Genomic DNA, 18,843 nt, shown 5'->3' with positions numbered 1-18,843 from the left:
CCTGTGAGCACCGCACCCCTGTCCGAACTCGATGCCGCTCTGCCCGGTCTGGCCCGCAAGATCCGCGTACTGGATGCCCTGGCCTGGCCGGATGGGGTCGAGGAGGTATTCCTGGCGCATTGGCGCGCCGGGCATGCAGAACTGCCCAAGGTCGAGCTGCGCCCACGCGAGCACAGCGCCGACATCGCCGCCCTGGAAGCATTCACCGGCCGCTGCGATGAGGGGCATCCGGCCGGGCGCTACCTCGCCATGACGGCGCGCAGCTATGCCACGGCCGGGCGCATGCTTGGGGCCATTGGCACAGCCGATTTCACCCGGTATTCGTCAGCGCTGTACCGGCGCCCGGACTTCTACTACCCGAGCCAGCAGCTGAGCATGCTGGACGCGGCCCATTTCTTCCTCAACACCACCGACGCCCTTCTGGGGGGGGCGCGGATTCCATCGAGCCAGGCCGAGATTCCGGCCGAGGTCTTTGCCGCCTGGATGCAGCCGGAACTGGACCGCTTCTTCGGCCCGGGGCGGATCACGGTTGTGCTCGATCCGACCCTGGCCGCCAAGGCCATCGCCGGGGCGAGCCGCATTCGCCTGCGTGCCAGCGCCCTGTTCTCTGAATTGGACAAGAACCAGCTATTGCAGCATGAGGCCTTCGTGCATGTCGCCACGGCACAAAACGGCGCGCTCCAACCCAACCTGAAAAGCCTGGGCCTGGGTGCGCCACGCACGACCCAGACTCAGGAGGGCATCGCCACGCTGGCCGAGCTGTTCACCGGCAGCATGGACATCAACCGTCTGCGCCGCCTCGCCCTGCGCGTGCTCGCAGTCCAGCAGGCACTGGATGGCGCCGATTTCATTCAGGTATTCGAAGGTTTCCTGGCTGCCGGTCAGTCGCAGGAGGAGTCCTTCCGCTCGACCCAACGGGTTTTCCGCGGCGCCGACCTGCGCGGCGGTTCGGCGTTCACCAAGGATGCTGCCTACCTGACCGGTTTGCTCGGCGTCCATACCCTGCTGCGCATCGCGATCCGCGACAACCGGCCGGAACTGGTGGGCCACTTGTTTGCGGGGCGCCTCAGCCTGGGTGATACCGTACGCCTGGCCCCGCTTTTCGAGTCCGGCTGGCTCCAGGGGCCGGTCCATGTCCCGGCCTGGGCCAGCGATCTGCGTCTGCTCGCCGCCAACCTGGCCTTCTCCGCCTTTATCGCCCGGATCAAGCTGGAGGTGCTCGATCTGGAGGTGCTCATGGCCTTCGCCGACGAGCATGAGGCCGATGCCAGCGCCTGACTCGGTCATTTCCCGGTGTGCAGCTCTTGCGCTTGCGGCATCGCCGAAGAGTGGTGGTTGAGGATCTTCCACTGACCGCCAATCTGCTCGTAGACGAAGGTGTAGCGCGCCTGCACCAGACGGGTCTTGCCATCCGCTTCGGTCAAGGTAAAGGTGTAGACGCCACTGTCCATTGCTGCGTTGGTGCCCAGTTGGCGGATCTCACGGTAGTTGATCTGACCCACCGGCTTGAGCGCCATGAAGTGATCGAAGTAGTCCTTGATCTGCGCTGGAGTCGTGCGTACCTGATTGGAAACCGTCGGCTGCAGCACGGCGTTCGGTGCATACAGATCGACCACGCTCTGAACATTGCCGCTCTTCAACGCGCTGTTCCAACGGTCGAACAGTCCGGCAATTTCGCGATCTTTCACGTTGCCTGGTTGTTCGGCCACGCTGGTGTAAACGTAAGGGGCCGTCTCGAGTGCCTGAGCCAACGGGGCAGTCAGGGCGAACAACAGAACGATGGCCGAGGTGTTAAATTTCATTGCGATACTCCAGTGGTGGTCGGTGAGCACACTGTGCCGATCCGGACGCTGCCCGCCATCGGCCAACCGGAGTCAATTGCCTATGCCATTCGGCAGATAGCCCCCTACCCCATTAACGAGGTTTAATGACGCCCCCGCCCGAACGGACATGCCTCAGCGCCGGAGCTATACCATGCAAAGCCCGACCCATGACCCCGGTAGCGCCCTGGCCATTCGCACCCAATATCGACAATCGCAAAGTCGCGCTGCGCGGCTGCGGTTACTGGTGGATGCCGGGCAGGAGTTGACCCAACTGGCCCCCGAAGCCATGCGCCAACGCGTGCTGCAACGGGCCTGCGCCTTCCTGGCGATGGACCATGCGCTACTGCTGGAATGGGACGTGGATGCGCAGGTCCGCACGACCGCCAGTCACGGCAACAGCGATCGTTTACACAGCCTCGAGCGCCGCGCCGATACCGCGATGCACACCCCGCAATGGCAGGAACACCCGAGTGCGGTCCTGCCCAATGTGCTACGGGTACCCTTGCGCGGCGGCGATGGCGCTGCCTTCGGCGCTTTGGTCCTGGCCAACAGCGTCAGCATCAGTGCACCGGACAGCGAGGACATCGAATCCCTGCAGTTGCTCGCCACCCTGCTGGCCGCGCACCTTGAAAACCAGCGTCTGCTGGACACACTGGTGGCGCGCGAGCGCACCATGTCCGATCTGGTCCACAGGCTGTTCAGGGCACAGGAAGACGAACGTAAACGCATGGCCTATGACCTGCACGACGGTCTGGCACAAACCCTCGCCGGATTGCATCAGCGCCTGCAAGGTTTTGCCGGCCGCTGCCCGACACTGCCTGACGAGCTGGGGGCGGATTTGCAGACCATTCTTGCGCTGGCCCAGCATTGCGTGGGTGAAGGCCGGCAGTTGATCAGCGGTCTGCGCCCGACGGTACTCGACGACTTTGGCTTGCTGAAGGCGGTCGACAAAGAGGCGGATCGCCTGCGCGAAGCCGGGATCAAAGTGAACTGGAGTGCGCGTTGCGAAGCACGCTTGCCCAGTCAGGTGGAGATCGCCCTGTTCAGGATTGCCCAGGAAGGTATCAATAACATTCTCAAACATGCACAGGCCAGCCACGTACTACTGGCACTGGAACTGCACGAAGGACAGGCCTCGCTGCGAGTGGAAGACAACGGCAAAGGCTTTGCCCTGGAGCAACGGCTCGACAGCGGCGGCGCCCGGCATCTGGGGCTTGCTGCGATGCAGGAACGCGCGAGCCTGTTGGCTGGTCGTTTCACCTGCGTCAGCGATGCACACGGCGGAACGCAACTGCGAGTCACCGTCCCCTCCGACCTCAATGGAACAGCTTAATGACTGAAGTTTTACGTCTGGTTCTGGCGGACGATCATGAGGTCACCCGAACCGGCTTCGTCTCGCTGCTGGCAGGACTTGCGCAATTCGAAGTGGTCGGCCAGGCGTGCAATGGCCAGGAGGCGGTGGACGTGTGCGAGCGCCTGCTGCCCGACATCGTCATCCTCGACATTCGCATGCCCGTGCTCAACGGGCTGGGCGCGGCACGCATGCTTCAACAGCGCCTGCCGGCCCTGAAAGTGATGATGTTCACCATGGACGACAGCCCGGATCATCTCGAAGCCGCGATAAATGCCGGCGCCGTGGGCTATCTGCTCAAGGATGCCAGCCGCCATGAGGTGATCGACGCGTTGCAACGTGTCGCCGCCGGCGAGCAAGCCCTCAACAGCTCGGTCAGTGCCCAGCTGCTGCGCCGAATGACCGAGCGCAATGCCAGTGGCACAACCCCCGAAACCTTGACCCCACGGGAACGCCAGGTACTGGGGCTGGTGGCCAGCGGCTGCAGCAACCGGGAAATCGGCGAGAAACTCGGCATTACCACGGGCACAGCGAAAGCCCATGTGGAACGGGTCATCGGCAAACTCGGCGCCGCCGATCGAACCCAGGCCGCTGTTCGCGGAATCGCGCTGGGCCTGGTATCGCAGCCATGAAGCTGTTTTACGTCAGACGCTGGACCGACCTGCCGCTGCGGGGCAAAGCGCTGGTGGTGATTTCCCTGCCGCTGGTGATCCTGTTGCTGTCACTGGTATTGATCTACATCACCGAACGTCAGACCGCCCGCGCGGAAGAGGACGTGCGACGCGTGTTGCTGGTGCAGGGCGATATCCAGGCCGTACACACCCTGCTCGCGGAAGCCGCCGCCAGCGTGCGTGGTTATCTGCTGACGCGTCGGGAGGATTTCCTGCCGAGTTATCTGAAAGCCAGGCCCCTGATCGAATCGGCGCTGCGTCGGCTGGACAGTAATGTGCGGGACAAGCGCGTACGCGAGCAGCTGGAAGCCATCAGGCCGCTGATCGACAGCAAAGTCGAGGGCCTGGTGGAAATGCTCGAAGATCGCAACGCAAAACCCGAGACGATTACCACGATCCTGATCAACAACAAGCACATCCTCGACGAGCTGCGCGAGCGCATCACCACCATGCGCACCCTGGAGGACACGCTGCTGGCCGAGCGCACCGCTGCGGCCGCCTCCACCCGCCAGCGTCTGCTGCTCTCCACCTGGCTGGCCGCGATCTGCGGGCTGTTCGGCGCCATCGTTGCGGTGCTGTTCCTGTCCAAGGGCATCGTCGCCCGGGTGCAGCAGGTTCAAGGCAACGCCCAACGCCTGGCCCTCGGTCAGCCGCTGCTGCCGCAACCACCGGAGAACGATGAGATCGGTCAATTGGGCACCCGTCTGGTGGAGGCCGGGCTGCTGCTGGCCGAACGTGAGCGGGCGTTGCGCGATAACGAAGAGCGCTTGCGGCTGATCATCGACGGCGTGAAGGATTACGGGATTTTCGCCCTCGATATAGCGGGCTACGTCACCAGCTGGAACGCTGGCGCGGAACGGATCAAGGGCTACACCGAACAGGAAATCATCGGCCAGCATTTCTCGGTGTTCTATCTGTCGCAAGAGTGCCCGCAACACCCCGAGATGGCGCTGCGTGAGGCCACTCGCGATGGTCATTACATGGAAGAGGCCTGGCGTTGCCGCAAGGATGGCAGCCGCTTCTGGGCCAGTGTGGTCATCACCGCGCAATATGACAGCAGCGGCGCCCTGCGTGGGTTCTCCAAGATCACTCGGGACATTACGGATCGCCGTGCTGCCGAGATGGCGCTGCGCACTGCGCGCGAAGAAGCGGAGCGCGCCAGCCGCGCCAAAAGCGAATTCCTGTCGCGCATGAGCCACGAATTGCGCACACCGCTTAACTCCATTCTGGGCTTTGCGCAATTGCTGGACATGGACGCGCCCTCTGCTCAGAAATCGCAGATCGGCCATATTTTGCGCGCAGGCCAGCACCTGCTGACCCTGATCAACGAAGTGCTGGACATCGCCAAGATCGAAGCTGGACGCCTGCCGCTGAATGTCGAATCCGTGCCCTTGGTGGTGGTTCTGCAAGAGGCGCTGACGCTGGTCTCGCCGATGGCCGCCGACGCCGGTATCCGTCTGGTTGAGCTGCCTGCGCTGGCCGCTGACAGCGGGATCGTCGCCGATCGACAACGTCTGGTCCAGGTGCTGCTGAACCTGCTGTCCAACGCGATCAAATACAACCGGCCTCAGGGGCAGGTGCACATCGACGTCAAGGTTCATCAACAGCGGATTGCCGTGTCCGTCAGCGATACCGGCAAGGGCATCGCGGCCGATCGCCAGGAGCAACTGTTCAAGCCGTTCGAGCGCCTGGAGACCGATCCGAACGTGGAAGGAACCGGCCTGGGCCTGGCACTGAGCAAGAGTCTGCTGGAAATGATGAATGGCAGTCTGACCGTGCAAAGCCAGCCGGGCGAAGGCGCAAGCTTTACGCTGGAACTGCCCTTTGTGCGCCTGCAGCAAGCCCCCGAACCACCCTCTGCGGGAATCGGCAAAGGGACGGCACCCCCCGTCCTTGCCTACCCTGACTACCAGGGCAAGGTGCTGTGCATCGAGGACAATCTCTCGAGCCTGGCCCTGATCGAAACACTGCTGCAACGCCGACCGGGGATCCAGTTGCTCTCAAGCATGCAAGGACAAATGGGCCTGGACCTGGCCCGTCAACATGCACCCCAGCTGATTCTGCTGGATGTCGCCCTCCCGGATATCGATGGACTCAACGTCCTGCGGCGCTTACGCCAGTCCCCTATCACCAGGACCACGCCGGTGCTGATGGTCACCGCCGACGCCAGCGACCTCACGCATCTGGCATTGTGCAAAGCGGGAGCGACCGCAGTGCTGACCAAGCCGATTCATGTTCCTTCGTTCCTCGCCCATCTTGACCAGTACCTACCGGAGCCCGTGTGAACACCGACCTGCGCATTCTGATCATCGACGACCAACGGCCTAACCTCGATCTGATGGAGCAGCTGCTGGCTCGTGAGGGACTGACCAACGTACTGAGCAGCACCCAGCCGTTGCGAACCCTGGACCTGTTCAACAGCTTCGAGCCGGACCTGGTTATTCTCGACCTGCACATGCCGGAGTTCGACGGATTCGCCGTACTTGAACAACTCAACCGGCGCATCCCGAGCGGCGAGTATCTGCCGATCCTCGTGCTCACCGCCGACGCTACCCGAGACACCCGACTGCGAGCACTGGCCCTCGGTGCCAAGGATTTCATCAGCAAGCCACTGGACGCTCTGGAAACCATGCTGCGGGTCTGGAACCTGCTTGAAACCCGCGCACTGTACAAGACCCTGCGCACGCTGGTGCCAGCGGATCAAATCGATTTGTTGCGCCAACGTGTAGAGAAGTTACCGGGCTGAATGCCATTCGCGTGGTATCCAGAGTGCTGAAAATCAGCCGGCCCAAGCGATCTCGTCCCGATCTAACGGCGCGCTAACTCATGCTTGATGCAGCCCTCGTAGTACGCTTGCTTGACGCTGGCAGGTTTCATACGCGAAGCGCTGTTATAGGTTTGCTCGGTGATGCCCATCGCCATCATTCGCATCCAGGGCTGAGTAAACTTGCGCGCCTGGAGCTTTCGTCGCGCGCCATAAAGGCTCACTCCGGAAAGCTTGGTTTCCTGTGCAACTCCAGCGATTCCAGAACCCCAACTGCACACGAACCGATCGTTTTTACTCAACTCCTTTGCCTGTGCCGAAAGCGCCGCGCCAGCCAGGACGCATGTTGCCAGGGTAAACACAAAGATCCGCATGCTGACACGCCTAACCTGCTGAAAAGAAAGCAAGTTTGACAACAAGTCCGAGGCCAAAGGGCCAGCAATGTGCCAATACCTGTAGGAGCGAGCTTGCTCGCGATGGACTCGAGGGCGACGCGTTTATTCAGACAACACGCGTTATCGTTAACGTTCATCGCGAGCAAGCTCGCTCCTACAGGGAAAATCGAAAGCCGGGTCGTTAATGGCGCGAGGTCTCTATGAATAAGCACCAATAATCCACTTCACTTTTTCAAGCGCCTCCCGAAGTGCGCCCATCTGCGCTGAGCCCAGCGCCAGGCGGATCGCATGCGGTACATGGGCGGAGGTTGCAAAAGGCTCGGCGGTTGAAACCGAAATTTTTTCACGCATCAACGCCATGGCGATCTGGTCGGCCCTGGCATCTTCGGACAAAGGCAACCAAAGAAAATAGGAAGATGGGTGGCCTACGCACCGAAGCCCCGCCAGCACTTCAGCGGCCAGGGCTTGCCTGGCCTGCGCATCCCGGCGCTTTTCAGCTTCCAGCTGCATAACGGTACCATCGTCGAGCCACGCACTCGCGATCGCAGTCAACACGCCCGGGGTATTCCATGTGGTCGCCCTGATCGTTCGCTCCAACACGGACACTTTTTCGGCGGGGGCTGCGATGAAACCTACGCGTAATCCGGTGGCTACGCTCTTGGATAACCCTGAAACGTAAACAGTCCTCTCTGGTGCGAGTTCCGCCAACGGTGCAGGTGGCTCCTCGGCAAGGAAGGCGTAAGCCGCGTCCTCAATGATGAGCAACCCATGCCTGCGCGCAATCGTCACCAAGTACTCGCGTTGATCGGCACTCATCACCCATCCCAGCGGATTGTGCAGCGTCGGCATCGTATACACAGCCCGGACGCGTCGATTCCGGCACAGGCTTTCCAACGCATCCAGATCAGGTCCATGATCGAGCACGGGAATGGGCACGACTTCAAGGTGCAGTGCTTCGGCCAGCACCTTGAATCCTGAATAGGTCAACGCATCAGCTGCAACCACATCACCGGGTTGCAGCAGCGCCATCATCGTCACGGCCAGCCCATGCTGAGCACCACTGACGATTAACACTTGCTCAGCCTCAACCGTCAGCCCTCGGGCGCGCAGATGGCGTGCCACAGAGGCGCGCTCATGCAGACGCCCTGCGTGTGGCTGGTAGCGCAGCAGTGACTCCAGGTCACCGGCCGACGCGAGCTGGCGCAGAGCACTTCGCAACAGTTCTGCCTGTCCTGGAAGCGCTGGATAGTTGAAGTTGAGATCGGTCATTCCAGCTGCAACGTCTTGCTGGTCGATACCCAGGCCAGGAGGTAACGAAGTCTCCCTCACGAAAGTGCCTCGTCCCGTCTCCCCACTGACCAGCCCCATGGCTTCGAGCTCTGCATAGACCCGGGTTGCAGTCACCAGCGCCAGTCCTTCTGTAGCCGCCAGCTGGCGGTGCGTCGGCAAGCGCGTGCCCGGCAAGAGTCGTCCTGAGCGGATATCAGCCGCAAACGCATCAACCAATGACTTGTATCGTGAGCGAGACATGTGCAGATGTATCCATGACGATTTTTTGATTGTATTGAGTTTCGATCATACGATGCCTCCCATGCAACCTGAGCATGGAGTGACCCTGAATGGAACGTATATCGAACCTGCAAAACACCACGGAAAAGACCGCGAGCGGATGGCTCAACGGGTTCATCGGCGTACTCATTTTCAGCGGCTCGCTGCCAGCGACACGGGTGGCCGTCCTGGAATTCGACCCGGTCTTCCTGACGGTTGCCCGAGCAACCATTGCTGGAATCCTGGCACTTTGCATGCTTGTGCTCTTTAAAGAAAAGCGTCCTGCCAGGCGTCAGCTTCTACCCTTGGCTATCGTGGCAATGGGCGTTGTATTAGGGTTTCCTCTGCTGACTGCGCTGGCACTACAGTATGTGACGTCTGCGCACTCCATCGTCTTCCTTGGCCTGTTGCCGCTCGCCACCGCTGCGTTCGGTGTTTTGCGCGATGGCGAACGTCCGCGGCCGGTGTTCTGGCTCTTCTCGGTCCTGGGAAGCGTGCTGGTTGTGGGGTTTGCGGTCTCCCAAGGCCTGACAGCAAATCCTGCGGGGGACATGCTGATGTTGCTGGCAATCCTCGTCTGCGGACTTGGCTATGCAGAAGGTGCGAAGCTTTCAAGGACACTTGGCGGCTGGCAGGTGATCTCCTGGGCATTGGTTCTGTCGCTGCCCGTCATGGCCCCGCTGACCTGGTTCACGGCACCGCCTTCGTTCTCGGGAATGACTCCATCCGCGTGGGTCAGCCTGGCTTACGTATCGATCTTCAGCATGCTGATCGGTTTCGTATTCTGGTATCGCGGGCTTGCCCAAGGGGGTATTGCCGCCATCGGCCAGCTTCAGCTTCTACAACCGTTTTTTGGATTGGCGCTGGCGGCCACGCTGCTTCACGAGCAGGTCAGCATTGGCATGCTGGGTGTTACCGTTGCGGTGATTCTTTGTGTCGCTGGAGCGAGAAAGTTTTCGAAGTAGAGGCTTATGGCAACACCTGAAACCGTCGTTCAATCAATCACCGCGGATTCTGTAGCAGCTGGCGAAGCCTGTGTTCAAGCAGCTTGATCGCCAGCGCCGAGGTTAGCCGAGGTACCGGCAGGCCCGCCGCCTTGTGGCGCAATAATGCATCGGACCCCAACTGGATTAACAGCATGCCGCCCCCCGGGCCTGACCCGTGACGCTGTGCTCATGTTACGTCAGCTGCCAGTCATACTGTCGCCATTGATGCTGGTCGCAGACCTGTTTCAGCGCTGGCGCGGGGTTGACGACACACGCATGCTGGACCGCATGCAATAGCGGCAAATCATTCACCGAGTCACTGTAGCCAAAGCTGCCTTGCAAGCTGTTGCCATGGATCTGCAGCCACGCCTGCAAGCGCTCTACCTTGCCTTCCCGAAAACTGAGCACCCCTTTGGTTGCGCCGGTAAAGCTGCCTGCTACCTGTTCAAGCTCTATGGCGATCACCTCGTCCACGCCCAGCATGGCGGCGATACGGCGGACGATAAAGTCAGCCGTAGCCGAGATGATTAATAGTGTGTTTCCCTGTTGACGATGCCACTCGATTTGCCGACGTGCAGCAGGAAATATGCGCGTGGAAATCATGCTGGAGACAAAGTCATCAGCCCATCGTTCCACTTCGCTGACGGCCACTCCAGACAACGGTTGGAGCGTAAAATCCATGTACTGCGCCATGGACAGTTCGCCCAGATGATAGGCTTGCATCATCGCCTGCTCGGTGACCAGCATGTCGGCTGCCGCCACACCGCGCTGCACCAGATAGCGCAGCCAGAGACTGGAGCTATCGCAATCGATAAGGGTGTCGTCCATGTCAAAAATAGCCAAAATCGTCATGCGACCTCCTGCAGTTCTTCACGATTGAACAGCAGGTCGAGCTGCGCGCCTGCCGGCAGCAAGGATCCAGAACTGCGATTGAGCATATCGACCATCAACGAACAGCCTTGCGCGTCGACGTGGTAGCGAATGACGTTGCCGAGCAGTTGATGGTGACGTACCGTGGCGCGGCACGGTGTACCCAGATGTGGGCCATAGCTGCGGCCGGCTTGCGCCACATGGATCGCTTCCGGCCGGATTGCCAGTTGTCCTTGTATGTGCAGGCCAAGCAACTGTTCCGCCTGGCTGGCATCCAGCAAGTTGTAGCTGCCCATGAAACGCGCGACAAAACCATTGGCCGGTCGTGTGTAGATGGTCTCGGCGCTCCCTTCCTGCACGATGCGACCACCATCCATGACGATGATGCGGTCGGACAGCATCAGCGCTTCTTCCTGATCGTGGGTGACAAAAATGGTCGTCAGTTTCAGCTGCGACTGGATCCGCCTGATCTCTTCCTGCAGGTGCTTGCGGATGCGTGCATCCAGCGCCGACAGCGGTTCATCCAGCAGCAGGATGCGTGGCCGCACCACCAATGCCCGCGCCAGGGCGACACGCTGGCGCTGGCCGCCGGAGAGCTGACTGACGAATTTGTTCTCGTGCCCCTGCAATTCAACCAGGCGCACCGCATCGGTCACGCGCTGGAAGGTTTCATCGACACAGACGCCCTGCATTTCCAGGCCGAAGGCAATATTGCCCGTCACCGTCAGGTTCGGGAACAACGCATAACTCTGGAATACCATGCCGATGCCACGTTTCTGCGGAGCAACATGGGTAATGTTGTTTCCCGCCACATGGATCTGGCCGCTATCAACTTCAGTTAAACCGGCGATGCAACGCAACAAGGTTGACTTGCCGCAGCCACTGGGGCCGAGCAGGGTCACCAGTTCGCCTTCCTTGATAGTGAAATTGATGTCGTCAAACACGCGGGTCTTGTCCGAGCTTTTGCCGAAAGATTTAGATAATTTGGAGACTTCAAGATAATTCATCGCACAGTCCTATCGACTCAAGCGGGTGGCAATCCAGGTCACGACCAGCGTAAATATGAAATAACTCATCACCACAGCACTCACAAAATGGCCGCTGGTGGAGCGCACGGAATAGAGATAGACGTTCAAGGTTTCGTAACGGCTGCCAACCAGTATGTTGGCGAACACAAACTCGCCCAGCAGGAAGGAGAGTGAGAGAAACAAGGCTGCCATCAATCCCTTGCGGATATTCGGCAAGATCACCCGTAAAAAAGCAGCGGGAGTACTTGCCCCTAGCAGATGCGCCGCATCCATCAGGTCGCGCACGTTCAGCCCTTGCAGACCATTGGCCAGTGCCCGGTACATGAACGGCAGAACAATCGTGAAATAACACCCTATCAGTACCCACGGCGTGCCGATCAGCGGTAGCGGGCCGTCGGCATAAATCTGCAGCAAGCCCACCGACGACACCACAGGCGGCACCGCGAACTGGATCAAGATCAGGATGTTCATCCAACGATCCAGGTGCGGAAAATAATAGAACACGACAAATGTGGCGGGCACGATGACCACTGTACTGAAGACCAATGTGCCCAGTGCAATCAGCAGGGAGTGACTAAATGCACTCAAGAAGCGCGGCTCTTGCCACAACTTCAGATACCAGTCGAACGTCAGCCCGTCGGGTAATATCGTTGCACCCCAATGCTGGGAGAATGAATAAACCAGGGTCGCCAGAACAGGGACACTGAGTAGAGCCATCAAGCCATACAGCACGAACTGGTGGTAACGGTTAGTGTGCATGGTAGCTTCTCTTCATCAAGAACTGGTTGACCATCGCCACGAACACCAGCATCGCCACCAGAAGCACGGACAGTGCTGCCGCCAGATTCGGTTCCAGAGAAATGTCCCCAGCGACCAGGCTGGAAATCCGGATGGTGACCAGGTTGTAGTTGGAGGTCATCAGTGCGTAAGCACTGGCATATGCCCCCATGGCATTGGCCAACAACAGAATGAACGTGCCGAATACCGCCGGCATCAGCACCGGTAACGCCACCCGGCGCCAGTAACTGGCACGGCTGGCCCCCAGCAAAGAGGCGGCCTCTTGCCAATCGTCCTGCAGCGCATCAAAGGCTGGATAGAGCAACAGTACCGCCAGCGGTATCTGGAAATAGCTGTAGATCAGCGTCAGCCCAGCCTGCGTGTATAGATCAAACTCAGCCAGCCAACCCCATCGCCGCAAGAGCAAAGTCAAGGCACCATTGGTTCCCATCACGATAATGAAAGCGAATGCCAACGACACCCCACTCAGGTTGCCAGTCATATTGGTGAATGCCACTGTTATGTCGCGAACAGTGCAATCCACCCGTTTCAACGAAGCGGCGGCCACCATCGCGATGGCTAATCCAATCAAGCTGGAGCAGACGGAAACCCAGAGGCTGTTGCCAAAGGCCTGACGGTAAAACGGAGAATTCAGGATTTCGCTGAAGTTCGCCAGCGACCATGCGCCATCCACCTGCACGCTGTTGATCAGCAGCCATGCTGTCGGCGCCAGTGAAAACAACGCCAATACACATAACAAGGGCAGCAGGACCAGCGCCGCCCGCCAGTGGCGAAAGCGTGGATAATGCCGGGTGTCGATAGTCACTGGGGTTGCCAGCGGGTTCGATGCAGCTGTCATACAACTAGCAACTCCGTGTTCCTTGGGTTTTGATAAGTGATAGCGGGGCACCGCGGCAGTAAAGCTTTAGTGCGGCCAATGCCCCGAACACTGTTCTCATGGCCCCCTCGAAAAACCGCAGTGAACGAGCAACGTTCGCGCAGTGGTTTATAGAGGCGGCCTAACGCCACTGGCATTACTTGTTATAAATCATGACTTGCTCTTGCCACTGCCGCGGTATGGCCTTGGTGGTCCCCTCCCACGCCACGAAGTCCTGGATCGGTTTGGCGTTGTTATATTGCGCAGCAGGCAACATCTTGTCCTTTACATCTTGTGGCAGGACCACGTCGCTACGAATCGGACGCGCGAAACCGCGGGCCAGGTTAATCTGGCCGGCATCGCTGAAGATGTATTCACGCACCAGTTTGGCGGCGTTCGGATGCTGCGCGTATTTGTTGATCAGGGTTGAATAGCCGGCACTCACGCTTCCATCTTCGGGAATGGAGACCGTGAACAAGGATGGATCAATCTTGTCGCGGTAGCCCAATGAGGTGAAGTCCCATAACAGCGCGACCTCCACTTCACCTTTTTCCAGGTTGGCAATACTCGCATCGGTCATGGAGAGCCGCCCTTGTTTAGCCAGCTCGGCAAATAACTTATACGCAGGTTGCAGATTCTTTTCGTTGCCGCCATTGGCAATCGCCGCTGCCAGCAGCGCACTGTTGGCCTGCGCCGAAACACCCACTTCGCCTACGGTCACCTTATAGTTGCCTTTGAGCAAATCGCCCCAGGTCTTAGGCGGATTCTTGACCAGCTTGTTGTTGCTGATGAAGGAAATGGTCCCGCTGTAAGCCACTACCCAATGACCATCCTGGTCCTTGGCCCACGCCGGAATTTCGTCCCAGTTGCTCGGCTTGTAGGCTTGGGTTACACCCTTCCTGACCGCAATCGGACCGAACGATTGGCCAACGTCGCCGATGTCGCCTGATGCGTTCGATTTCTCAGCTTCGAATTTGGCGATTTCCTGCCCGGAACTCATGTCGGTATCCAGGTGTACCAGGCCATATTTTTGCGTGATCTGGGCCCAGGTATCTTTCCAGTTCGCCCAGTTATCCGGCATCCCCAAGCTATTGACCGCGCCTTCCTTTTTGGCTGCGGCGACTAAAGCATCCAGGTCCTGCTGCGCATACGCAGCAGGAACTGCAATCGACAAGGCACTTGCAAACAAACTCGTAATCAGGATTTTTTTCATGATTTAACCGTGTGGTATAGACCAGATTGGGGCGAGAACTGGATACTACCCAGAGGAAATGACCGAAATATGACACTCAGGATGCTGCGACACCGACACCGCCCCCAATGCGATGAGATATGCGCTATGCAACAGGGCTGTCGTTGCGCCAGGGAACGTCTGTCGATGCCACGCTCGTTGCGCGCCCGGCTCGACCAGGAACAAGAAAGGTAAGCGCGATCCCAAGATGCACCAGAACGCGAACGCGGACGACGGGCGAGCACCCGTTGCGGGCGATCAAACGTCAGAGGGGTAGTGGGCCAGGTGTGCCCAAAGAGCATCAGTTGAGTGTCGTAAAGGGAATGAAATCATTAACTGGGATAACATCAGCGCTCGAATATCATCCAGACCATCACCGTGACAAAAAAAATCACCACCCAAGCTGCCACCATCCATCACGCCCTGGCGACGCAAATCATCAATGGCACGCTAGCGTCCGGCAGCAAGCTCCCTTCCGAGCGAGAACTGAGCGAGCTGTTTTCCACAACCCGCATTACGCTCAGGGAAGCCCTGCAAAGAATGGAAGCGCAAGGGTCGATCTATCGGGAAAGCAGGCGCGGCTGGTTTGTTACCCCTCCCCGACTGGTGTACAACCCTTTCACACATTCGCTGTTCCACCAGATGGTCGAAAGTCAGGGGCGCAAGGCGGCCACACAGGTCATATCGACCAGTACGGAATTGGCAAGCCCGGAGTTGTGCCTGAAGTTGGCGGTGCCGCCGTTAAGCATGCTGCACTGTATACGCCGCCTGCGTTCAGTCGATGGGCGCCCCGTGATGTTTGTAGAACATTATCTGAAACCAGAGTTCTTCCCGGATATATTGAAACTGGACCTGACTCAGTCGCTGACATTGATTTACCGAAAACACTATGACATCCATTGCGGCCGCGCCACTTTTGATATTTACCCGACCGCGGCACAGGCCAGCGTGGCGAATTACCTCAATCTGCCAGAAGGCAGTCCGCTGCTAATGATCATTCGCATCAACTATGATCAACATGGACAGATACTTGATTGCGATCGCGAGTTCTGGCGTCATGACGCAGTCCGAATCACCATGGATAGCCAGGCACTGCATTCTGACAAGGTCGCTTAAATATTCTCATGGGCATCGGAGCCCCTCCTGGATCTATGAGCTTCACTGTCTGGTCTTCACGGTGACGAACATTTTGATGCGATCGTGAATTTCCTGGAGAGCATGACGAAAAGGTTCATGTCTCTCACTGGTCGTCGGATCTTCAAAGCTCCACACTATCACCTCGCCGGAGGATGGCATCCGAGATGCCTCTTCGCACGACTCATCACACAGAGTGATTACATAGTGGAACTGCTGCCCCTCAAACTCATCGATTGCTTTACTACGCAACCCCGTGGTGTCTACGCCAATATGATCGAGAGTCTCCAGGGTGCGTGAGTCGATCTCACTGGCCTCAAGGCCTGCGCTGAAAGCTTCGAAGTGCAACGAGTCAGTGTGTCGAAGAAGTGCTTCTGCTATGAGTGAACGAACGTCATTTTTTGCGCAAACGAACAGCACTCGAAATTTCTCAGCCATGACTTTCTCCCCCATCTCAGCCTGTTGGACTCGTGATCCTGGAAGCGACATTTTTTATTAAAGCAGCGTTTTTGATCTTGTGGCCCCTAGTCGATGGAATACACTTTTTTCACGCGCAGCCAACTGCGCTTCAGCGGGTCATGACGATCAGCAATGTGCGATAGCCCTCGAAGGCGCTGATGGCCGTAACCGATATCTGCAAGGTGGCTATTGTCGATTAGTGTTTACACATCAGACCATGAAGAACGCCAAACCTTAAACCCGGCTCGGAAGGCGTCATATGCGAGACACCAAACACCTTGAACGCCGCCAGCATGAGCACCAGACCTCCAGGCAGGATGCTCAGGCGATGGCTTTGTAAACCCGCCAGTCTGAGCTGTTTGACATGTCCCACTTCAAGCAGACGCAACGACAAGCGCAACAGGCCGCTGTAGGTGATGCCGCTTTGGCCATCGTCGTTCAACCCGTTGGCCTTGAGCACTTTGGCCAGCATCCGTGCGGTACCTGAAGAGCCTATAACCTGCTGCCAACCCTGAGCGCGATAACGACGCGCCACTTTTTCAAACTGTAGAGTGGCGACACGCTCAGCCTCCAGGAGCGCCGCAGCCGTGATACAGCCGCCCTGGAAGTAACGCGCACCAAAGGTGCCGCTGCCAATGGCAATACTCTCGGTCAACAGAGGCTGAGCGCCCTGCCCCAGAATCAACTCAGTGGAGCCGCCGCCGATATCCACGACCAGGCGCATACTCGCTGTACCGGGTATCGTATGGGCAACACCGGCGTATACCAGTCGGGCCTCTTCATGCCCAGAGATGACGTCAATCCGGAAACCCAGGTGCCGCTCCGCGCTGGCCAGAAACAGTTGAGCATTATCGGCTTCGCGGACCGCACTGGTCGCCACCGCCCGCACACGACCTGCCTCAAAGCCGCGTAACTTTTTGCCAAATCGCGTGAGCGCTTGCCATCCCCGATCCAGAGCCAACTCATCCAGCACCCCGCCTTGAAACCCCTCCGCCAAACGGACAGGTTCACGCAAGGTTTTCACTTCCTGGATCACGAACCCCTGATTCCGTCTGACCGACTGGCCGATCATCATGCGAAACGCATTAGAACCAAGATCAATGGCTGCAAACAGGGAGGCGTCTCTCATGGGGGGATTCCTTACAAATTCATCAACCAGCAGGTGGAAGTCTGCTGGGTGCTCTAGATGGTTTGTGAGGATCTTGCCATGGGTTCGATGACGCTAAGATGACGCCCTCTACCCTTTTCGAATGAGCAGACACCAGGATCGCGGTGAACGAAACCACCCCCTCATCTCCACAGCGTAACAACGAAAAAATCCCGGAAGCAGAAATGCTTCCGGGATTTTTTACTCGCTGAACATCAAGCGCTTACGGTTGGTTTATTGGCGGCCGGGGCCGTTTGGCCGTCTTCTGTTCGGCGTTGCGAGGCATCCCGGTAGTCGAGGTATTTACGCTGCGTGGCAATATGGTCAGCCACATGCTTGGCATCGTGCCAGACGCCCCAGATGAACGAGGAACCGCGACGCGACTGCCACGGCAGGCCCAGGAAATAGACGCCCGACTCGCTCGAAACGCCGCGCTGATGCTGCGGCTTACCGTTTTCGTCGAAGGCGTCGACCTTCAGCCAGCTGTAGTCCACGGCAAAACCGGTGGCCCAGATGATCGAGGTCACGCCGGCCTTGGCCAGATCGAGTTCAAGAATGGGATTCGTCACACACTCCGGATCCCGGAACGTGTGGCGGGCTTCAGGTTCTTCCGGCAGGTCCAGACCATTGCGTTCAATGTAGGCGTCGGCCGCATTGAGCAGCGCCAGATAGTTCTCATCGCCGCGCGCCAGGTTGTCGGCAAGATTCGGTTGGAAGGTCGCCACGGCGCCATTGAACGAACTCGTCAGACCCACCAGCGTCATCCCCCGATGGGCCAGACCGCGGAAGTCCACCGTACGGCCGCCGTGAGCACCGCTTACAGCAATGGTGACGTGTTCCTTGCCTGGCTTCATGGCCGCCGCATCCCATTCGCCGAGAACGCCCAACCACCAGCAGAAGTCACGGTTGCGATAGGCACGTGGAGGACGATCGTGCGCTCCCACCGAGAGGTAAACCTGCTTGCCGGCACGCTGCAATTCATCGGCGATCTGCACCCCCGACGACCCGGCGCCCACGACCAGAACGGCGCCCTCGGGTAGCTGCTGTGGATTGCGGTATTCGGCCGAGTGGATCTGAGTGAATTGCTCATCTTTCGGAGCGATCGGCGGGATAACCGGGCGCTGGAAAGGGCCCGTGGCGGCCACCACGCGATTGGCCTCGATCACGCCCTCAGAGGTTTCAATGGTGAAGCCCGGCCGACCGACATTGCGTTCGACCTTCTTCACTTCCACGCCGGTACGGATCGGAGCGTTGAACTTCCTGGCATAGGCTTCGAAATAATCCGCAACCCGCTCTTTCGGGGCAAAGCCGTCGGGGCTGAGATCGTCGAACTCAAGACCGGGAAAACGATCGTGCCAGGCCGGACCATTGGCAACCAGCGAATCCCAGCGTCCGGTGCGCCAGCGTTCGGCAATACGATTGCGCTCCAGCACGAGGTGGGGCACCCCGAGTTTGCTCAGATGTTCACTTATGGCCACGCCTGCCTGACCGGCGCCAACAACAAGCGTATCTATTTTTATTTTTCCAGCTGTCATGTCTGCGTCCTTCTCAAAGGCGGTTTGATTCAGTTCGGTCATGGCTTGTTTCCTCTGACCAGGTCAAGACCTGAGCATTGTTGTTCCACTCTTGCGGCTGTGGGGGTTCGCTGCATTCTGTTCAGATACAGGGGATAGCGAAATTATGTTTTTTGTCGTCGCAAGGCAGGAAAAAGCTAGGTCCGATATGAAGCGTCGCGCAGAGGTGTCGGATGCGACCGTGGGCTAACGCGCACGGTCAAACGAA

At 58.8% G+C, this 18,843-nt stretch carries 18 protein-coding genes; 7 read left to right on the top strand and 11 right to left on the bottom strand.

Annotation, left to right across the window (positions count from 1 at the left end):
• The first annotated feature begins 3 nt into the window (after positions 1–3).
• Positions 4–1,278 (top strand): peptidase MATCAP family protein, encoded by a 1,275-nt coding sequence (locus tag AC3I0A_RS11465; RefSeq protein WP_489377892.1) that lies wholly within the window; start codon positions 4–6, stop codon positions 1,276–1,278.
• A 5-nt stretch (positions 1,279–1,283) separates the two neighbouring features.
• Here AC3I0A_RS11465 and AC3I0A_RS11460 read toward each other — a convergent pair whose 3' ends face one another.
• Positions 1,284–1,802, bottom strand: coding sequence for an SgcJ/EcaC family oxidoreductase (locus AC3I0A_RS11460; RefSeq protein WP_489377891.1), 519 nt, complete (start codon positions 1,800–1,802; stop codon positions 1,284–1,286).
• 172 nt (positions 1,803–1,974) lie between these two features.
• Here AC3I0A_RS11460 and AC3I0A_RS11455 point away from each other — a divergent pair, with 172 nt between their 5' ends.
• Genes AC3I0A_RS11455 through AC3I0A_RS11440 form a run of 4 tightly spaced genes read left to right on the top strand, consistent with a single transcriptional unit; the run spans position 1,975 to position 6,591 of the window.
• A complete protein-coding gene (locus tag AC3I0A_RS11455; protein ID WP_489377890.1) occupies positions 1,975–3,156 on the top strand; it encodes a sensor histidine kinase in 1,182 nt (393 codons plus the stop codon).
• Positions 3,156–3,806: a response regulator gene (locus AC3I0A_RS11450; RefSeq protein ID WP_489377888.1), complete on the top strand. Its 651-nt coding sequence runs from the start codon at positions 3,156–3,158 to the stop codon at positions 3,804–3,806. Before AC3I0A_RS11455 ends, AC3I0A_RS11450 begins: the two co-directional genes overlap by 1 nt.
• Entirely contained in the window at positions 3,803–6,130 is a 2,328-nt protein-coding gene (locus AC3I0A_RS11445; RefSeq protein ID WP_489377887.1) for an ATP-binding protein, read from the top strand. Before AC3I0A_RS11450 ends, AC3I0A_RS11445 begins: the two co-directional genes overlap by 4 nt.
• Positions 6,127–6,591, top strand: a complete 465-nt coding sequence (locus tag AC3I0A_RS11440; protein ID WP_489377886.1) for a response regulator — start codon at positions 6,127–6,129, stop codon at positions 6,589–6,591. The genes AC3I0A_RS11445 and AC3I0A_RS11440 overlap by 4 nt, the downstream gene beginning before the upstream one ends.
• A gap of 62 nt (positions 6,592–6,653) precedes the next feature.
• Here AC3I0A_RS11440 and AC3I0A_RS11435 read toward each other — a convergent pair whose 3' ends face one another.
• Complete coding sequence (locus AC3I0A_RS11435; protein ID WP_489377884.1) at positions 6,654–6,983, bottom strand: hypothetical protein; 330 nt, start codon at positions 6,981–6,983, stop codon at positions 6,654–6,656.
• A 219-nt stretch (positions 6,984–7,202) separates the two neighbouring features.
• Positions 7,203–8,534, bottom strand: a complete 1,332-nt coding sequence (locus AC3I0A_RS11430) for an aminotransferase-like domain-containing protein (RefSeq protein ID WP_489377883.1) — start codon at positions 8,532–8,534, stop codon at positions 7,203–7,205.
• An 89-nt stretch (positions 8,535–8,623) separates the two neighbouring features.
• Between AC3I0A_RS11430 and AC3I0A_RS11425 the strand changes: the two genes are divergently transcribed.
• Positions 8,624–9,517 (top strand): DMT family transporter, encoded by an 894-nt coding sequence (locus tag AC3I0A_RS11425; protein ID WP_489377882.1) that lies wholly within the window; start codon positions 8,624–8,626, stop codon positions 9,515–9,517.
• 213 nt (positions 9,518–9,730) lie between these two features.
• Here AC3I0A_RS11425 and AC3I0A_RS11420 read toward each other — a convergent pair whose 3' ends face one another.
• The 5 genes from AC3I0A_RS11420 to AC3I0A_RS11400 form a co-directional block, all read right to left on the bottom strand.
• Complete coding sequence (locus AC3I0A_RS11420) at positions 9,731–10,390, bottom strand: HAD family hydrolase (protein ID WP_489377880.1); 660 nt, start codon at positions 10,388–10,390, stop codon at positions 9,731–9,733.
• The gene (locus AC3I0A_RS11415; protein WP_489377879.1) at positions 10,387–11,415 is read right to left on the bottom strand and encodes an ABC transporter ATP-binding protein; all 1,029 of its coding nucleotides are present in this window, start codon (positions 11,413–11,415) and stop codon (positions 10,387–10,389) included. Before AC3I0A_RS11415 ends, AC3I0A_RS11420 begins: the two co-directional genes overlap by 4 nt.
• Positions 11,416–11,424: 9 nt before the next feature.
• The gene (locus tag AC3I0A_RS11410; protein ID WP_489377877.1) at positions 11,425–12,195 is read right to left on the bottom strand and encodes an ABC transporter permease; all 771 of its coding nucleotides are present in this window, start codon (positions 12,193–12,195) and stop codon (positions 11,425–11,427) included.
• On the bottom strand, positions 12,185–13,072 hold the full coding sequence (locus AC3I0A_RS11405) for an ABC transporter permease (protein ID WP_489377876.1): 888 nt from the start codon (positions 13,070–13,072) through the stop codon (positions 12,185–12,187). The genes AC3I0A_RS11410 and AC3I0A_RS11405 overlap by 11 nt, the downstream gene beginning before the upstream one ends.
• Positions 13,073–13,247: 175 nt before the next feature.
• Positions 13,248–14,303, bottom strand: coding sequence for an ABC transporter substrate-binding protein (locus AC3I0A_RS11400; RefSeq protein WP_489377875.1), 1,056 nt, complete (start codon positions 14,301–14,303; stop codon positions 13,248–13,250).
• Positions 14,304–14,699: 396 nt separating this feature from the next.
• Here AC3I0A_RS11400 and AC3I0A_RS11395 point away from each other — a divergent pair, with 396 nt between their 5' ends.
• On the top strand, positions 14,700–15,437 hold the full coding sequence (locus AC3I0A_RS11395) for a UTRA domain-containing protein (RefSeq protein WP_489377874.1): 738 nt from the start codon (positions 14,700–14,702) through the stop codon (positions 15,435–15,437).
• A 42-nt stretch (positions 15,438–15,479) separates the two neighbouring features.
• On the opposite strand, the gene AC3I0A_RS11390 is transcribed toward AC3I0A_RS11395, so the two are convergent.
• The 3 genes from AC3I0A_RS11390 to AC3I0A_RS11380 all read right to left on the bottom strand — a co-directional run bounded on the left by AC3I0A_RS11390 (position 15,480) and on the right by AC3I0A_RS11380 (position 18,638).
• Complete coding sequence (locus AC3I0A_RS11390; protein WP_489377873.1) at positions 15,480–15,893, bottom strand: arsenate reductase ArsC; 414 nt, start codon at positions 15,891–15,893, stop codon at positions 15,480–15,482.
• A 217-nt stretch (positions 15,894–16,110) separates the two neighbouring features.
• Positions 16,111–17,043: a Ppx/GppA phosphatase family protein gene (locus AC3I0A_RS11385; protein ID WP_489377872.1), complete on the bottom strand. Its 933-nt coding sequence runs from the start codon at positions 17,041–17,043 to the stop codon at positions 16,111–16,113.
• A 233-nt stretch (positions 17,044–17,276) separates the two neighbouring features.
• A complete protein-coding gene (locus AC3I0A_RS11380) occupies positions 17,277–18,638 on the bottom strand; it encodes a flavin-containing monooxygenase (protein WP_489377871.1) in 1,362 nt (453 codons plus the stop codon).
• Positions 18,639–18,843 lie beyond the last annotated feature (205 nt).

The organism is Pseudomonas sp. KH_024_B2 (genome assembly GCF_057839965.1).
This window is presented reverse-complemented; position numbering and strand designations above follow the sequence as displayed.

What these genes read in the sequence shown, in the direction of transcription:
- AC3I0A_RS11410 (WP_489377877.1), bottom strand. Translation starts at nt 12,195, where the DNA reads ATGCACACTAACCGTTACCACCAGTTCGTGCTGTATGGCTTGATGGCT.
- AC3I0A_RS11390 (WP_489377873.1), bottom strand. Translation starts at nt 15,893, where the DNA reads ATGGCTGAGAAATTTCGAGTGCTGTTCGTTTGCGCAAAAAATGACGTT.
- AC3I0A_RS11415 (WP_489377879.1), bottom strand. Translation starts at nt 11,415, where the DNA reads ATGAATTATCTTGAAGTCTCCAAATTATCTAAATCTTTCGGCAAAAGC.
- AC3I0A_RS11435 (WP_489377884.1), bottom strand. Translation starts at nt 6,983, where the DNA reads ATGCGGATCTTTGTGTTTACCCTGGCAACATGCGTCCTGGCTGGCGCG.
- AC3I0A_RS11460 (WP_489377891.1), bottom strand. Translation starts at nt 1,802, where the DNA reads ATGAAATTTAACACCTCGGCCATCGTTCTGTTGTTCGCCCTGACTGCC.
- AC3I0A_RS11405 (WP_489377876.1), bottom strand. Translation starts at nt 13,072, where the DNA reads ATGACAGCTGCATCGAACCCGCTGGCAACCCCAGTGACTATCGACACC.
- AC3I0A_RS11420 (WP_489377880.1), bottom strand. Translation starts at nt 10,390, where the DNA reads ATGACGATTTTGGCTATTTTTGACATGGACGACACCCTTATCGATTGC.
- AC3I0A_RS11400 (WP_489377875.1), bottom strand. Translation starts at nt 14,303, where the DNA reads ATGAAAAAAATCCTGATTACGAGTTTGTTTGCAAGTGCCTTGTCGATT.
- AC3I0A_RS11385 (WP_489377872.1), bottom strand. Translation starts at nt 17,043, where the DNA reads ATGAGAGACGCCTCCCTGTTTGCAGCCATTGATCTTGGTTCTAATGCG.
- AC3I0A_RS11450 (WP_489377888.1), top strand. Translation starts at nt 3,156, where the DNA reads ATGACTGAAGTTTTACGTCTGGTTCTGGCGGACGATCATGAGGTCACC.
- AC3I0A_RS11380 (WP_489377871.1), bottom strand. Translation starts at nt 18,638, where the DNA reads ATGACCGAACTGAATCAAACCGCCTTTGAGAAGGACGCAGACATGACA.
- AC3I0A_RS11430 (WP_489377883.1), bottom strand. Translation starts at nt 8,534, where the DNA reads ATGTCTCGCTCACGATACAAGTCATTGGTTGATGCGTTTGCGGCTGAT.
- AC3I0A_RS11455 (WP_489377890.1), top strand. Translation starts at nt 1,975, where the DNA reads ATGCAAAGCCCGACCCATGACCCCGGTAGCGCCCTGGCCATTCGCACC.
- AC3I0A_RS11425 (WP_489377882.1), top strand. Translation starts at nt 8,624, where the DNA reads ATGGAACGTATATCGAACCTGCAAAACACCACGGAAAAGACCGCGAGC.
- AC3I0A_RS11445 (WP_489377887.1), top strand. Translation starts at nt 3,803, where the DNA reads ATGAAGCTGTTTTACGTCAGACGCTGGACCGACCTGCCGCTGCGGGGC.